At 68.8% G+C, this 13,396-nt stretch carries 19 protein-coding genes; 12 read left to right on the forward strand and 7 right to left on the reverse strand.

The window, feature by feature from the left end:
* Window positions 1-324 precede the first annotated feature (324 nt).
* The 3 genes from ACGFI7_RS24780 to ACGFI7_RS24790 are packed head-to-tail and all read right to left on the reverse strand — an operon-like array spanning window position 325 to window position 2,661.
* Window positions 325-1,020 carry a winged helix-turn-helix transcriptional regulator gene (locus ACGFI7_RS24780; protein ID WP_393408626.1) on the reverse strand — a complete coding sequence of 232 codons (696 nt, stop codon included), beginning with the start codon at window positions 1,018-1,020 and terminating at the stop codon, window positions 325-327.
* A 10-nt stretch (window positions 1,021-1,030) separates the two neighbouring features.
* Window positions 1,031-1,729 carry an alpha/beta fold hydrolase gene (locus ACGFI7_RS24785; protein ID WP_393408628.1) on the reverse strand — a complete coding sequence of 233 codons (699 nt, stop codon included), beginning with the start codon at window positions 1,727-1,729 and terminating at the stop codon, window positions 1,031-1,033.
* Entirely contained in the window at window positions 1,726-2,661 is a 936-nt protein-coding gene (locus ACGFI7_RS24790) for an LLM class flavin-dependent oxidoreductase (protein ID WP_393408630.1), read from the reverse strand. Before ACGFI7_RS24790 ends, ACGFI7_RS24785 begins: the two co-directional genes overlap by 4 nt.
* Before the next feature lie 125 nt (window positions 2,662-2,786).
* Between ACGFI7_RS24790 and ACGFI7_RS24795 the strand changes: the two genes are divergently transcribed.
* Window positions 2,787-3,197, forward strand: a complete 411-nt coding sequence (locus ACGFI7_RS24795; protein WP_393408632.1) for a hypothetical protein — start codon at window positions 2,787-2,789, stop codon at window positions 3,195-3,197.
* On the opposite strand, the gene ACGFI7_RS24800 is transcribed toward ACGFI7_RS24795, so the two are convergent.
* Window positions 3,169-3,348 carry a hypothetical protein gene (locus tag ACGFI7_RS24800; RefSeq protein ID WP_393408635.1) on the reverse strand — a complete coding sequence of 60 codons (180 nt, stop codon included), beginning with the start codon at window positions 3,346-3,348 and terminating at the stop codon, window positions 3,169-3,171. The two genes, ACGFI7_RS24795 and ACGFI7_RS24800, sit on opposite strands and share 29 nt — an antisense overlap.
* A gap of 142 nt (window positions 3,349-3,490) precedes the next feature.
* Here ACGFI7_RS24800 and ACGFI7_RS24805 point away from each other — a divergent pair, with 142 nt between their 5' ends.
* Both ACGFI7_RS24805 and ACGFI7_RS24810 read left to right on the forward strand, forming a co-directional pair.
* Window positions 3,491-3,664 (forward strand): hypothetical protein, encoded by a 174-nt coding sequence (locus tag ACGFI7_RS24805; RefSeq protein WP_393408638.1) that lies wholly within the window; start codon window positions 3,491-3,493, stop codon window positions 3,662-3,664.
* Between the two features lie 278 nt (window positions 3,665-3,942).
* Window positions 3,943-4,245 (forward strand): zinc-binding dehydrogenase, encoded by a 303-nt coding sequence (locus tag ACGFI7_RS24810; RefSeq protein ID WP_393408640.1) that lies wholly within the window; start codon window positions 3,943-3,945, stop codon window positions 4,243-4,245.
* A gap of 2 nt (window positions 4,246-4,247) precedes the next feature.
* Here ACGFI7_RS24810 and ACGFI7_RS24815 read toward each other — a convergent pair whose 3' ends face one another.
* Complete coding sequence (locus ACGFI7_RS24815; RefSeq protein WP_393408642.1) at window positions 4,248-5,096, reverse strand: helix-turn-helix domain-containing protein; 849 nt, start codon at window positions 5,094-5,096, stop codon at window positions 4,248-4,250.
* Between the two features lie 137 nt (window positions 5,097-5,233).
* Here ACGFI7_RS24815 and ACGFI7_RS24820 point away from each other — a divergent pair, with 137 nt between their 5' ends.
* Together ACGFI7_RS24820 and ACGFI7_RS24825 are read left to right on the forward strand one after the other, a co-directional pair.
* Entirely contained in the window at window positions 5,234-6,013 is a 780-nt protein-coding gene (locus tag ACGFI7_RS24820; RefSeq protein WP_393408644.1) for an NAD(P)H-dependent oxidoreductase, read from the forward strand.
* Window positions 6,014-6,029: 16 nt separating this feature from the next.
* Window positions 6,030-6,251, forward strand: a complete 222-nt coding sequence (locus tag ACGFI7_RS24825) for a hypothetical protein (RefSeq protein ID WP_393408646.1) — start codon at window positions 6,030-6,032, stop codon at window positions 6,249-6,251.
* A gap of 204 nt (window positions 6,252-6,455) precedes the next feature.
* Here ACGFI7_RS24825 and ACGFI7_RS24830 read toward each other — a convergent pair whose 3' ends face one another.
* Window positions 6,456-6,917: a MarR family winged helix-turn-helix transcriptional regulator gene (locus ACGFI7_RS24830; RefSeq protein WP_393408649.1), complete on the reverse strand. Its 462-nt coding sequence runs from the start codon at window positions 6,915-6,917 to the stop codon at window positions 6,456-6,458.
* Between the two features lie 136 nt (window positions 6,918-7,053).
* Between ACGFI7_RS24830 and ACGFI7_RS24835 the strand changes: the two genes are divergently transcribed.
* Entirely contained in the window at window positions 7,054-8,472 is a 1,419-nt protein-coding gene (locus ACGFI7_RS24835; protein ID WP_393408652.1) for an FAD-binding oxidoreductase, read from the forward strand.
* A 69-nt stretch (window positions 8,473-8,541) separates the two neighbouring features.
* On the opposite strand, the gene ACGFI7_RS24840 is transcribed toward ACGFI7_RS24835, so the two are convergent.
* On the reverse strand, window positions 8,542-8,772 hold the full coding sequence (locus tag ACGFI7_RS24840; RefSeq protein WP_393408655.1) for a hypothetical protein: 231 nt from the start codon (window positions 8,770-8,772) through the stop codon (window positions 8,542-8,544).
* A gap of 157 nt (window positions 8,773-8,929) precedes the next feature.
* On the opposite strand from ACGFI7_RS24840, the gene ACGFI7_RS24845 reads away from it, so the two are divergent.
* From ACGFI7_RS24845 to ACGFI7_RS24870, 6 genes are all read left to right on the forward strand, one after another.
* Window positions 8,930-10,309, forward strand: a complete 1,380-nt coding sequence (locus ACGFI7_RS24845; RefSeq protein WP_393408658.1) for a Tn3 family transposase — start codon at window positions 8,930-8,932, stop codon at window positions 10,307-10,309.
* Window positions 10,310-10,332: 23 nt separating this feature from the next.
* Window positions 10,333-10,707, forward strand: a complete 375-nt coding sequence (locus tag ACGFI7_RS24850; protein ID WP_345407710.1) for a GntR family transcriptional regulator — start codon at window positions 10,333-10,335, stop codon at window positions 10,705-10,707.
* Window positions 10,704-11,609 carry an ABC transporter ATP-binding protein gene (locus tag ACGFI7_RS24855; protein ID WP_393408661.1) on the forward strand — a complete coding sequence of 302 codons (906 nt, stop codon included), beginning with the start codon at window positions 10,704-10,706 and terminating at the stop codon, window positions 11,607-11,609. Before ACGFI7_RS24850 ends, ACGFI7_RS24855 begins: the two co-directional genes overlap by 4 nt.
* Window positions 11,606-12,301, forward strand: coding sequence for a hypothetical protein (locus ACGFI7_RS24860; protein WP_393408663.1), 696 nt, complete (start codon window positions 11,606-11,608; stop codon window positions 12,299-12,301). The genes ACGFI7_RS24855 and ACGFI7_RS24860 overlap by 4 nt, the downstream gene beginning before the upstream one ends.
* Before the next feature lie 112 nt (window positions 12,302-12,413).
* A complete protein-coding gene (locus tag ACGFI7_RS24865; RefSeq protein WP_364379483.1) occupies window positions 12,414-12,647 on the forward strand; it encodes a hypothetical protein in 234 nt (77 codons plus the stop codon).
* Between the two features lie 122 nt (window positions 12,648-12,769).
* Window positions 12,770-13,330, forward strand: coding sequence for an MFS transporter (locus ACGFI7_RS24870; protein ID WP_393408665.1), 561 nt, complete (start codon window positions 12,770-12,772; stop codon window positions 13,328-13,330).
* Window positions 13,331-13,396 lie beyond the last annotated feature (66 nt).

The following is a 13,396-nucleotide window of genomic DNA, read 5'->3' on the forward strand; positions in this document are numbered from 1 at the left end:
GGGCTTTTCGCCGTTTCCACCACGTCGCAAGCCACCGACCTGCGGTTTCACACCCGAACATGCCCTGGATCATGGATTAGCTGCGGAACGCGGGTTCGACTAGCGCTTCACGTGTTTCTCCGGGTCTCCCCGTAGCGGAGATGATCAACAAGAACCGTGGAACGCGAGAACCCGCAGGTCAGGCCTTAATCCGTTGGATTTCCGCCGTTTGGTACGGGGACCCGTCACCGCACCACTTCCCTGGCTGGTGCGGTGACGGGGAACGATCACCGGGGCGGGTAGCGGTGCCGCGGTGATCGCTCGCAGCCGGCGCGGCCTCTTCGGCTACGACGCCTGACCGCTGGGCTGTGGCGCCTGCCGGACGCCGCGTGACGGGAGGCGGAACAGCCGCGCCAGCCGGCTCAGGCGCTCGCGGTCGCCGCTCACGGTGGCGGCTCCGGTGGTGACCGCCTCCGCCAGCGTCGAGGTCTGACCGATGAGCTCGACGAAGGCGTTCTCACTGATGGTGATGACCAGGTCCGGATGCTGGGCAGGACCGTGCAGCGCCTCGATGGTGCCGTCATCGACGCGGATGTGGAAGACCTCCTCGTCGACGCGGAACTCGCACACCACATGGATCCCGGCGGCGGCGTCGGCGTCGAAGCAGGCCCGCAGGCCCAGCACGGCCCAGCCGGGGTGGAAGGTCTCGTCCTCGCGCCTCTCGTCCATCGCCCATTTCAGGCCCCACCGGGCCAGTTCGAGGATGGCCGGGGCCAGTTCGGCGCCCGCCTCCGTGAGCGCGTAGGCGGAGGTGCGGGCGGGCGGTGGGAGGGTGACCTTGCGGGCGAGCCCTTCGTGTTCCAGGTGTTTGAGCCGGGCCGCCAAGAGCCCGGTGCCCAGGCCGCGAAGGCTCGCCTGCAGATCGCTGAACCTCTTGGGGCCGGTCAGCAGCTCGCGGATGAGGAGCACCGTCCAGCGTTCGCCGATGAGGTCGAGGGTACGGGCGGTCGCGCAATACTGTTTGTATGTCCGCTGCTCCACCCGCCCCATACTAAACTTCGGACTTCCGGTTTCCGAACTCACTGGTTTCCAGGAGCAGGCGGGCGAGCCGGTAGGGATGCGTCAGCATGACGTCGTGGGCGCCCTCCATGGCCAGCGTTCGATACCCGACCTCCACGCCGAAGCGGTCGAAGGGGTAGGTCTGCGGGGTGCAGTAGACGGCCGTCCCGGGGATCTTGTCGACCGCTCCGCTGAGGCGGGTCGTCTCGGTGAAGGTACGCAGCGGCTGGGGGAGTAGGCGCGGGGCCAGCCACGCCACGTCGTCAGGGGCGACCACGCCGAAGAGTTCAGGAGGCGGGGCGGGGATATGGCGCCCGTCACCGGAGGTCTCCGCGGCCGCGAGCACCGCGGCGGTGAAGTCGTCCGGCGCCAGGGTGAGCATGCCGGCGCCATCGGCTCCCGCCCATCCCTCCACCAGGACGATGTGATCGACGGACTGGGGGCGGAGGTCGGCGGCCTCGCGCACGACCAGACCCGCATAGCTGTGCCCGACCAGGATGATCTCGTCCCCGTCGTCGATCGTGTCGAGAACGGCGGCGACGGCTTCGGCGTGATCGTGCAGACCGTGATCGCCCGGATCGCTGAGATCGGGGGTCAGGGTGCGGGCACCCGCGGCGTGCAGGACCGGCAGGACGCGGTCCCAGGCCGACGGGCCATGCCAGGCGCCGTGCACGAGAACGAACGTGGTCATGCGTACTCCTCGGTGTGTAGCAGGGGCAGAACCCGGTCGGCGAGTTCTTCCAATCCCGTCTCCTGGTCGTCGGTGGCCAGGCGGATCACGAGGTGGCGGGCTCCGGCCCGCACGTAACCCGCCAACCACGCGGCAGCCTCGCGTGCGGAGCCGGCGAAGAGGGCCTGGACCTGTTCGACGAGTTCAAGGGGGGTGTTGTAGTAACGCTCGATGCTGGTGCGCAGGTGCTGACGTGCCCGTTCGGGGTCCTCGTCGAGCGTCAAGGTGGCGTAGAAGGCAGGGGTGATCGGACGGGCCGCGCCCTGTTCGACCAGTACGCGTTCCTTCGCGTACGTCGCCGGACTGGGCGGATAGGGGAGCCACCCGTCCGCGAGGCGGGCTGCCCGGCTCAGCGCGGGGCGGCCGCTGCCGGCCAGCCAGATCTCGGGGCCGGACGGGCGAAGGGGCGTAGGCACCAGGTGGACGTCGTCGAAGCTGAAGTGCCGACCCCGGTGAGACACCGCATCGCCGGACCAGAGCCGCCGCATCACGGTGATCGACTCCTCCATGCGACTGATGCGCCGGGCATAGTCGGCATCGACAGCCGCGAACTGAGCTTCGGTGTCCGCGCGCGGGAAGCCGCCGCCCATGCCCGCGATCACCCGTCCGCCTGACAGCCGGTCGAGGGTGGCGAGTTGATGGGCGAGCAGGATCGGATGGCGCAGCGCGGGCAGCAGGACCGCCGTACCGAGCGCGACCCGTTCGGTGACGCTGCTCAGAGCGGCCAGCAGCAGCAGTGGATCGGCTCGGGGCCTGGCCAGGGGGCTGTCACCCGCCCAGACCGAGTCGAAGCCGAGTTGCTCGGCACGTCGCGCGCCCTTGATGAGGGGAGCCGGATCGTGCTCGCCCTGGACCGCGCGCTCGCGCGTCGGCAGCAGGTAGCCGATCTTCACGGGTGCTACTGCACTTATTGGTAATGAAGTGCCCACATCATGAATCGTAAGTCATGGATTCAAAATCCGGTAGCAGTACGTATGCTTCGCCGGATTGCCGCGGAACCGGTCGGCGACACGTCGGCGTGGACGAGGCGAGGGCGGCCGCCCGGTCGGCGGCGCTGAACCTGCTGGCGATCGTCCGCGACGTCACCGGCAGCCTTGACGCGGTCAGGCAGGTCCTGTCCCTGCAGGGGGTGGTCAACGCCGCGCCCGACTTCACCGACCACACCCACGTCATCGACGCCGCGCTCGCGGCGGTGGGGCGTGACGCGGTCGAGCTCGTCGCGGCGTGGGACGGGCGGGTGCGGGTCCGCGAGGCGCCGTTGTGCTCTCTCCTGTTCTACGACGCGTCACGTCCCGGCACCTGTGGTCAACACCAGGGCGTACCGCGACCGGCGCCGGCAGTCCGCCTGAACGCACCGCCGCTTCCCCTCCCGGCCCGCCGGACGAGCCTGAGGCCGGCGCTCAGCCGGAGGACGGCGGGTCCGCCGTGATGCGCTGCAGGTTCTCCAGCCCTCGGGTGAGCGCGAGACCGGCGGCAGTCAGAGCGCGCACCTGCTCGTCCAGCTCGTCCACCCGCTTCTTCAGCGCCAGCAGCTCGGCGTCGAGCGCCGACGACTCCATGAGCATCCGTCCGCCGATCATGGCGATTCACCTCTCCTGCGTCCCTTGCCCTATACGCGTATGGTGAGCGTTCGGCGGCGTTCCGCACAGCGACGAACGTCCCGTGACCGTGGGGACCAAAGGCCCACGTTCGGCTGCTACGGGGTGTCTGCGACGATCACCCATGAGAATCGCCGCCGCACAGTTACGTTGCCCCTGGCTCGACCCGGCGGCCGGGACAGCGAAGGTGCTCGACTTCCTGGGCAAGGCCGCGGCCGAGGACGTCGGATCGGTCGAGATCGACGGACAAGAATTGACTGGATGCCTCTCGCCCGGCACGCCCTCTACGCCCAGGTGAGGACGTGCATGTCTCTGTCTGGCCGGGCTCCGCCCGCTCGACCATCGACATCACCCGGTTCATCGCACGCGAGGGCAGGGTCTACTCCCTGGCCGCGGGCGCGCTGTTCTCCTACGCCGACATCCCCGCCGATTTCCCCTTCCGCGACCAACTCGCCGAATGGACGGCGCGGCTCCTGGAGCGATCTCGTCGCCATCCCGGCCGCCTCCGTCGTCCAGGCGCCCACGTCGGTCAGCCTGGCCGAAGCGGCGACCCTGCCCCTGCCGGGAGTGACCGCGGTGCAGACCCTGGACTGGCTGCGGATCGGGCAGGGAGACAGACTCCTGGTGGCCGACGGCGGCAGGTACGCCTCGATCGCCTCCCAGGCCGGGCCCGTGCCCGACCTGTCGCACCGTCGGGTGCGCACCACGGTCTACCAGGTACGCGAAGACGGCCGCGCGCTCGCCGAACTCGCCGCAGCCGTGGACGCCGGGCGACTGAAGCTCCGGGTCGAGGCGCCGTACGCGATGCAGGACTTCAAAGCCGCGCACGAGCATTTCCAGCGGGGGAGCCTGACCGGGAAGATCGCGTTGATCTTCTGACGTCACCGGCCTGGTTGTGCCCGCGCCGCGGGTGCCCGTACGTCGCCGCCGGCGTGCAGGCCGGCCAGGAGCCGCAGGGTGTCCTCGGCCGGGCTGCCGGGAGCCGCGGAGAGCACCACCAGCTCCAGGCCCGACTCATCCGGCAGCGCGAAGTTCTCCTGATGCAGTTCCAGTTCCCCGACCAGGGGATGCCGGTAGGCCTTGCGCCCGTGGGTCCGTGTCCGCACGTCCGCACGGGCCCACAGGCGCCGGAAGCGCTCGCTGCCCATCGCCAGCTCCCCGATCAACGAGGTCAGGCGCGGATCATCGGGGTACTTGCCGGCCGCCAGGCGCAGGTGCCCGACCACGTCCTGGGTGCACTGGTCCCAGGCCGCGTACAGTCCGCGCTCGGCTTCTTCCAGAAAGACGTGCCGGGCCGTGTTCAGTCCCCTCATGGGGCGGCCGTACAGCAACTCGGCGAGCCGGTTGCCGGGGGCGGCGTCGAGCCGGTGGTCGAGGATGAACGCGGGCGCGTCGGTGACCAGGTCCAGGACGCGCAGCAACTCCGGCCGCAGCCGCCCGGTGGGCGACTTGGCCTTCCGGCGGCGCTGCCGGGCCAGCCGGTACAGGTGCCCGCGCTCGGTGTCGTCGAGTTCGAGGACCCGCGCGAGCGCGTCGAGCACCTGGTCCGACGGCTGCGTGGCGCGGCCCTGTTCGAGGCGTACGTAGTAGTCGACGCTCACCCCGGACAGGTGCGCGACCTCTTCCCGGCGCAGCCCCTGGACACGGCGGCGGCTGTCGACCGGGATGCCTGCCCCGGCCGGGTCGACCCGGGAACGGCGGGTGCGCAGGAAGCCCGCGAGATCGTCCATCGTCCCAGTATCCCCGAGCCCCTGGCGGGGAGGGTGGCCCTGCCGTTCCCAGGAAGCGGGGTCCGACGGAAACAGCGGCCCTGAACGACGGCCGCTCGGACGCGGAGGATCGTGGCATCTGATCCTGAGGAGCACACATGAAGACGCTGATCGTCCATGCCCACCCGGAGCCGCGTTCGCTCAACGGCGCGCTGAAGGACCTGGCGGTGACCACGCTGCGGAAGGCGGGGCACGAGGTACGGGTCAGTGACCTGTACGCGATGGGCTGGAACGCCGTCGTGGACGCCGGCGACTTCGGCTCGTCCGCCTCGAGCCCGCTGCTTGCCGTCGCCGACTCGGGCCGGGCCTTCGACACCGGGACCCTTGCCCCGGACATCCGCGCCGAGCAGGAGAAGCTGCTGTGGGCGGACACGATCATCTTCCAGTTCCCGCTGTGGTGGTACACGATGCCGGCGATCCTCAAGGGCTGGTTCGACCGGGTTTTCACGTACCACTTCGCCTACGGCGTCGGCGAGCACAGCGACGTCAAGTACGGAGAGCGGTTCGGCGAGGGGACCCTGATGGGCAGGCGGGGGCTGCTGTCGGTGACCGTCGGCGGCCGGGAGTCGCACTACGCCCCGCGCGGGATCAACGGCCCGATCGACGACCTGCTGTTCCCCATCCAGCACGGGATCCTGTACTACCCGGGGATCGACGTGCTGCCGCCGTTCGTGGTCTACAACGCGGACCGGATCGACGACGAGGGCTTCCCGGACGTCGCCAAGGCCTGGGAGCAGCGGTTGCTGACCTTGGAGTCGGCCGAGCCGATCCCGTTCCGGAGGCAGAACTTCGGCGACTACGAGATCCCGGCGCTGGAGCTGAAGGAGGGGCTGGAGCCCGCGGGCCGCTCCGGGTTCGGGCTCCACCTATGGTCCTGACCTGCGGGAACGCACCGTGCTCGGCTCCCTGGATGCCGCCCGCGTCGAACGGCACTGCCTCGACCTGGCCAGACAGCTGACCGAGCAGGCGGCAGACCTCGGCTACCAGCGCGTGGTGAGCGGCCCGCCATCGCAGATCGTCGTGCTGCGCACCGACCACGCCGACCGCCTGTCCGCGCGGCTGCGCGCACAAGGCGTGCGCGCGACCGCGCTCGGCGACCGCGTGCGGTTCGGATAGACCGCCAGCACGAGGGAGACCGCCGCGCCCGCCAGGGAGACCTTCCAGAAAAGGGGCGGCGCGGGCGGCCGCGGAGGGGGGATCGCCATGCGGACACTGCTTGCGTCCAGACACTCCGGGCCTCGGCTTCACCGAGGCCCGGCACAAAGATCCGGTACGTGTTGGCGTACCGGATGGTCGTGGATCGGCAAGAGGGCTCGCTGCCTAGCCTTTCTCGAAGCGGACGACCTCTTCCAGCACCGTGCGCATACCGGCGACCCGATCCTGGCCGAGGTGCCGTGCCCACCGCCGCTCGATGTCCCCGAGGATTCGAGCCGCGGCGACCTGCACCTGCATTCCCCGTTCGGTCAATCGGATGATCTTGGCGCGATGGTCGGCCGGATCGGTCGCCCGCTCGACGTAGCCGTGCCGTTCGAGGTCGGCGACCACCTCACCGAGCGCCTGCTTCGAGAGCCCTGAGCGTTCGGCGAGCACGGTCAGCCGCGAGCCCTCGGCGTCGATGAACCGGAACACTGCGCCGTGGCTGAAGCGGACCCCCTTGAACCCTTCCTCGTCAAGCCGCCGGTGCAGGTGCGCGACCGTGACCTCCTTGGCCTGCGTGAACAAGGCGGGAAGCGGGGTCCCGCTCACGCCTCGGTCGCCCTCCCCTCCGGCGGGCGTCGTCATCCTGGCCACCCCTTCTCTCGCGGCAATTCGTCAGGCGACTTGACAATATCGTACCGAAGGATAGTACGGTCGCCTTACTATCTGCGGCGGCTCCGGCTGATCGCGCACCGTCAGCGACGACCCAGAGGAAATGATCATGAGCAGTTCACACCCGCGACGCTTCGAGCCCACCGAGGTCAAGGCCCTGGCCGAGCGGACGAGAGGCCCGGTGCTGACACCCGAGGACGACGGCTACGACACCGAGCGGACCGGCTACCAGCTCGCTCGCCTGCATCGGCCCGACCTCGTGGTCGGCGCGACCGGAGCCGCGGACGTGCGGGCCGCGGTGGAGTTCGCGAGAAGCCACGCGCTCCCGGTGGCCGTGCAGGGCACCGGCCACTCGTCAGCAGGCATCGCCGGTGAGGGCGGCGTGCTGATCAACACCACCCGGATGACAGGTGTCCGGGTGAACCCCGAAACGAACACGGCCTGGGTGGCAGCCGGAACCCGATGGGCCGAGGTGATCCACGAGGCCGCCCCTGCCGGGCTGGCGCCGTTGTCCGGCTCCTATCCGGGCCTCGCCGTGGTGCCCTACACCCTGGCCGGAGGGCTCAGCCTGCTCTCCCGGCGCTACGGTTACGCCGCCGATCACGTGCACGGTATCGACGTCGTCACAGCGGACGGCCGGCTGCGGCATGTTACCGACAAGTCCTACCCGGACCTGTTCTGGGCACTACGCGGCGGCCGGGACAACTTCGGCGTGGTCACCGGCATCGAGATCGGCCTCGTGCCCATCACCACCCTCTACGGCGGATCACTGCAGTATCCCGGCGAACTGGCCGCCGAGGTGTTCGACACCTACCTACGCTGGACGGCCACCGTCCCCGACGAGATGAGCTCATCGATCATGCAGATGTCCTACCCGGACATCCCCGCCTTCCCCGCCGCATTGCGAGGCCGGCAGGCCGTCCATGTCCGCATCGCCTACTCCGCGGACGTCCTCGACGGCGCCGAGCACCTGGTCGAGCCGTTACGGGCACTCGGCCCCATGAGCGACACCCTCGGCGTCCTGCCCTACACGGAAGCCGGGTCCATCTACGCCGATCCACCCTTTCCCGGACACGTCGAAGCCGGTACGGCCCTGCTCGGCGAACTCGACACCACGGCGGTACGCACCATCCTCGATCTGGCCCCGCCACACACGCCGGTGCCGCACATCGTCGAACTGCGTCACCTCGGCGGCCGACTCGCCCTCCCGCCGGCCGCTCCCAACGCCGTCGGCAACCGGGACGCGCGCTACCTGTTCAATGTGATCTCCCGGCTGGAACGCGCCGACATCACCGAGATCCGGCCGGCACACCAGCGCATCCTCGAAGCGCTCGGTCCGTGGAGCACTGGCGGCCGCCTCCTGAACTTCATGAACGGAGAGAACGCCGCCCAGGAGGTGCGCTCGGCGTACGAGCCCCAGGACTACCGGCGCCTCACCGAGATCAAGGCCATCTACGATCCGGACAACACTTTCCGGCTGAATCACAACATCCCGCCCGCTGACGCCGTCAACCTCACATCAGCCTGACCCTCTGCCCTCCGGGGTCGGCGCCTCGTCGTCCGCGACGAGCACTTCGATCATGTCGGTAGCCTGACGCTACTTGCTCGGGTTCGAGCTGCTGCCGCGGATGAAGACATCGCCCGACAGAAGCTGATGAAGGCCGACGCCGATGTCCAGGAGGTGCGGGCCCGGGCCCGCCTGGAGGTCGAACAACAACTCGTCCATGACGCCGGCGAACGCGGCTGGACTCCTGAGGTTGAACGACACACCGCCGTGGCCAGGCGGCTGCAGGCCCTGCTGACCGATCTCGGCGAAGCCCCCGGTCATATGGATGCCCCTGCCTGCCATGGAGCCTTGGCAGCGTCGAACTCCGGGCGATCCCAGATCGAGGACGATTCCGCCGGGTCCACCTCCTGAACAGGTGGTGTTTTTGAACCCTTCCCGTCGCGCATACTGGTGCCAGTCGCCCACGGACGGAGATGCCATGCTGAGGAGGACGACCCTTAACCGGCCCCTGGAGCGTCTCCTTACGGCTCGTGCTCAGCAGGCGCTCGACCTGGCCAAACAGGAGGCCAAGACTTTGGGCCATGACCGCGTCACCGCCGATCACCTCCTGATGGGCTTGGCCCGCCTGGACGAGGGCGTGGCCATCACGACGCTCAGAAGCCTCGGATGCGACCTCACCACACGCGTCCAGGAGACAGGCGTCGACCTTGACCACGTCGTGGAACTGGCCCGCCGCGAGGCCGCCGGGCTCAAGCACCGGTATATCGGCACCGAGCACCTTCTGCTCGGCCTCCTACGCGAGGAGAGAACGGCTGCTGACCTGGGTGTTGACCTGGGACAGACCCGTGCTCAGGTCATCAAAGTTCTGCATGGCAAGGCTGCTCTAACTCGCTACAGCGATTCGCGACCGTTGGACTCCGAGCCAGGGCCGCTTGACAGTGTCCACATAAAGACCGAGATCGGGTTCGGCGTGACCCGGCTCTTGGGCTTTGACCTGCTCCCGCGTATCAAGCAGATCAACAAGGTCAAGCCGTACCGGATCGAGAGCGGCGAGAGCGAGCTGTACCCGCGGCTGACGCCGGCGCTGACCCGGCCGATCCGCTGGGACCTGATCGAGCAGAACTACGACCAGATGATCAAATACGCGACCGCGATCAAGCAGGGCACCGCCTCCACCGAGGCCATCTTGCGCCGCTTCACCGAGTCCGCCTCCCATTCGACCTACCAGGCCATGCTGGAGGTGGGCCGGGCGCAGAAGACCATTCTTGTGGCCCGCTATCTGGGCCTGCGCGAGCTGCAGCGGGAGATCCAGGAAGGGCTCAACGTGGTGGAGTCCTCCAACGGAGCGAACTCGGTGATCTTCTACGGCAAGGGTGGCGACATCGCCACCAACCGGCGCGAGCACTTGGAGATGAGCGTGTTGTGCCTGCGCATCCTGCAGGCCGCGCTCGTGTACATCAACACCCTGATGCTGCAGGAGGTCCTGGCCGACCTCGAACGGGCTGAGCTGCTCAAACCCGCCGACCAGCGCGGCCTGACCCCGCTGTTCTGGCAGCACATCCAGCCCTACGGCGAGGTACGACTGGATGTGGCCAAGCGCCTTTCGCTCGGCGGCGCTGCGCGGGCCGGCGATTCACGTGCAGGCCTGGGGAAGTCGTACAAGGAACTGCGTGTGTTGCGCGGCATGGACTTCGAGATGGCCACTTGCGTCGAGACGACGCTGCCCACGCATCCCCTGCTGACCTTTCCTGAGCGGGAAACGGGGGTCCCGGCGTCGCCGCCGGCTGAGGTTGCGGGACGCCCGGGTGGCTTGACAGCCGCGGTGCAAGGTTGCATGGTTACTTACACATGTAGCTAACCAGTTGGGCGGCTAAGCCAACAATGGACGACGACCGACCGATCTTCCTTCAGATCGCCGAGCTGATCGAGAACTCGATCATCGACGGGTCGCTGGCGGAGGAGGCCCAGGTCCCCTCCACCAACGAGCTTGCCGCCTTTCACCGGATCAACCCGGCCACCGCGGCCAAGGGCGTCAACCAGCTCGTGTCGGAGGGAACGCTCTACAAGCGACGCGGCATCGGCATGTTCGTCGCCGGTGGCGCCCGGGCCAGGCTGCGCGAGCGGCGACGGGAACGGTTCACCGAACAGTACGTGGAACCCCTGCTCGCCGAGGCGCGCAAGCTCGGCATCGGCCACGACGAGCTGATGAAGATGATCGATTCATTCGGTGCGGTTGTCGGGAGGGACCTGGGATGACGGCGGTGGTAACCGCACACGGGGTGACCAAGCGCTTCGGTGACGTCACGGCGCTCGACGACGTGAGCTTCGCGCTGGCCGAGCACACGATCTACGGCCTGCTCGGGCGCAACGGGGCGGGCAAGACCACCCTGATGCAGATCCTCACCGGGCAGGCGTTCGCGTCGTCGGGGAACGTGTCGGTCTTCGACGCGCCACCGGTGGAGAACCCGGCCGTCCTGTCGAAGGTCTGTTTCGTCCGGGAGAGCCAGCGCTACCCCCACGTCTACACCGTGCGCCACGTCTTTCGCACCGCACGCCGGCTGTTTGCGAACTGGGACGACACGTTCGCGCACGGCCTCGCCGCGGACTTCCAGCTACCGGCCGGGCGGCTGGTCCGCAGGCTCTCGCGGGGCATGCTGTCGGCCCTCGGCGTGACCGTCGGGCTGGCCGCGCGGGCGCCCCTGACGTTCTTCGACGAGCCGTACCTCGGGCTCGACCCGGCCGCCCGGCAGCTTTTCTACGACCGCCTGCTCGCCGACTACGCCGGGCATCCCCGCACCGTGGTGCTGTCCACCCACCTCATCGACGAGGTGAGCGATCTGGTCGAGCGGGTGCTGCTCATCGACCGTGGCCGGCTGCTGCTCGATGAGGACGCCGACGACCTGCGCGGGCGGGCGGTGGTGGCCACCGGACGGGCGGAGGCCGTGGACGGGTTCGCCGCCGGACGCACCGAGTTGCACCGCGAGCGGTTGAGCGGCCTGGTCCGGTCGACCATCCTCGATGGGCTCGGACCGCACGCGAAGGCGCACGCGCAGACGCTGAACGTCGAGCTGGAGCCGCTGTCGTTGCAGCAACTCGTGGTCCGCCTGACCGTACCGCCGACGACAACGGCGCCGGCGGACCGGGAGGCCGCCCGATGAACCGCATCCGTCAGGTGGCCCGTCTCCAGATGCCGGCCTGGCCGCAAATCCTGGGCTGGACGTGGAGCATGGTGGCCGTCGCGTTCGGCGTCAACCTGTTGACCTTCATCGCGAACTACGACCCGGGCGACGGCGTGACGACCACCGGCGGCCTGGTCAGCCTGTGCGGCATCGTGATCGGGATGGCCACCGTCTCGGTCACCCAGATCTTCCCGTACGCGCTGGGCATGAGCGTGACCCGTCGGGAGTTCTACCTGGCCTGGTCGCTGCTCGCGGTCGTCCAGTCGGTGCTCTACGCGCTGGCGCTCTGCCTGCTGCGCGCCGTGGAACAGGCCACCGGCTACTGGGGGGTGGGGATGCGCTTCTTCGGCCTGCCGTTCATGGATGACGCCCACCCGGTGCTGCTCCCGCTCTGGTACGCGGTACCCATGCTGGTCATGACCCACCTCGGGATCCTGCTCGGCACGTTGCACCTGCGCTGGGGCACCACCGGCGTCCTGGCCGGCCTCACCCTGGCGTTCGCAGCGCTTGGGCTGGCCGCCGCGCTGATCACGTGGACCCGGCAATGGCACGCGATCGGCCGCTGGTTGCTCGACCAGTCTCCCACGGCGCTGCTCGCCGGCTGGCCGGTCCTGGTGGCCGCCGCGTTCGCGGTCGGCGGGTACAGGCTCATCCGCCGTGCCACGGCGTAGGCGCGGCGGGCACTCGGCCGCTCCGGACACCGGACAACGCGAACACCGACATCCGCCGTGATGGGCCGCCAGATTGTCAGCCCTGTCCACCCGCGTCCTCAGGAGAGATGTAATGACGAGCAACAACACGCCCCCGCCCGCCGGAGGTCTCGGGATCTGGGCAAATCTTGGGATCTGGATCGCCTTCGGCGCTGCCTTCGGCGTCCTCGTCGGCGTCGTCGTCGGGGGCTTTTTCGACAACCTCGCTTACGGTGTCGCGCTAGGTTCGTCCATCGGTCCGGGCCTGGGTGTGGCCGCCTGGGCCGTCTTCATCGCGCCGCGAAGGAATGGCCGCCGCGACTCCTGAACCGTCGAGCCCGAGTATCGGCTACGGGGTCGTAGGCGCCACCGGGAAGTCCAGGAAGCAACGCAACGGCGCTGGCGATGGTGGCCGCGTCAGATGATCGCGCCCCGGCGGGCCGAGATCTGGTGGCGGTTGAGTTGGATCAGCTCCTGCAGCAGGTGCTGAACTACAGCCCACTGCAGGCTGGACTGGCATTCCTGCCCATGGCGATCGGGATGCTGCTGACCGCACAGAACGCCTCACGGGCCATCGCCAAGTTCAACGGCAAGACGGTCGCGCTCATCGGCGTGGCCTTGGTCACGACCGGCGTCGCGTGGCTCGTCCCGATCACGGCAACCACCGGCTATGCGGCCGGCATCGCCGGTCCCCTCCTGCTGACCGGAGCGGGGCTGGGATTGATGGTCGTGCCGTTCAACATAGCGATCATGACCACGGTCGACCCTGCCGAGTCGGGAGCCGCCGCGGGGGTGCTCCAGACCGCGATGCTCACCGGCGCATCACTCGGCATCGCCGTACTGTCCGCCGTGTACGCCTCCACCATCGAAGACAACAGCGGCTCCGCGACGCAGCCCACGGTCCACGCCATCGCTGACGGCATGGGAACCGCCTTCACCGTCAGTCTCACCTTCGCAGTCGCCGCTCTCTTGATCATCCTTCTGGTGGTCAAGAGAACGGGTGCACGATGAGAATGGGCGCCACCGTTGAGTGCCTGGCTTTTTACCCGTATCACGGCTGGACCCGACCTGGAGCCG

Source organism: Nonomuraea sp. NPDC048826 (assembly GCF_043198225.1).
Lineage (GTDB): Bacteria > Actinomycetota > Actinomycetes > Streptosporangiales > Streptosporangiaceae > Nonomuraea.

Excerpts from the sequence above, each read along its gene's own strand:
- ACGFI7_RS24820 (WP_393408644.1), top strand. The coding sequence starts at position 5,234 with ATGAAGACGCTGATCGTCCATGCCCACCCGGAGCCGCGTTCGCTCAAC.
- ACGFI7_RS24860 (WP_393408663.1), top strand. The coding sequence starts at position 11,606 with ATGAACCGCATCCGTCAGGTGGCCCGTCTCCAGATGCCGGCCTGGCCG.
- ACGFI7_RS24835 (WP_393408652.1), top strand. The coding sequence starts at position 7,054 with ATGAGCAGTTCACACCCGCGACGCTTCGAGCCCACCGAGGTCAAGGCC.
- ACGFI7_RS24800 (WP_393408635.1), bottom strand. The coding sequence starts at position 3,348 with ATGATCGGCGGACGGATGCTCATGGAGTCGTCGGCGCTCGACGCCGAG.
- ACGFI7_RS24805 (WP_393408638.1), top strand. The coding sequence starts at position 3,491 with ATGAGAATCGCCGCCGCACAGTTACGTTGCCCCTGGCTCGACCCGGCG.
- ACGFI7_RS24830 (WP_393408649.1), bottom strand. The coding sequence starts at position 6,917 with ATGACGACGCCCGCCGGAGGGGAGGGCGACCGAGGCGTGAGCGGGACC.
- ACGFI7_RS24865 (WP_364379483.1), top strand. The coding sequence starts at position 12,414 with ATGACGAGCAACAACACGCCCCCGCCCGCCGGAGGTCTCGGGATCTGG.
- ACGFI7_RS24840 (WP_393408655.1), bottom strand. The coding sequence starts at position 8,772 with ATGACCGGGGGCTTCGCCGAGATCGGTCAGCAGGGCCTGCAGCCGCCT.
- ACGFI7_RS24850 (WP_345407710.1), top strand. The coding sequence starts at position 10,333 with ATGGACGACGACCGACCGATCTTCCTTCAGATCGCCGAGCTGATCGAG.
- ACGFI7_RS24855 (WP_393408661.1), top strand. The coding sequence starts at position 10,704 with ATGACGGCGGTGGTAACCGCACACGGGGTGACCAAGCGCTTCGGTGAC.
- ACGFI7_RS24815 (WP_393408642.1), bottom strand. The coding sequence starts at position 5,096 with ATGGACGATCTCGCGGGCTTCCTGCGCACCCGCCGTTCCCGGGTCGAC.
- ACGFI7_RS24845 (WP_393408658.1), top strand. The coding sequence starts at position 8,930 with ATGCTGAGGAGGACGACCCTTAACCGGCCCCTGGAGCGTCTCCTTACG.
- ACGFI7_RS24785 (WP_393408628.1), bottom strand. The coding sequence starts at position 1,729 with ATGACCACGTTCGTTCTCGTGCACGGCGCCTGGCATGGCCCGTCGGCC.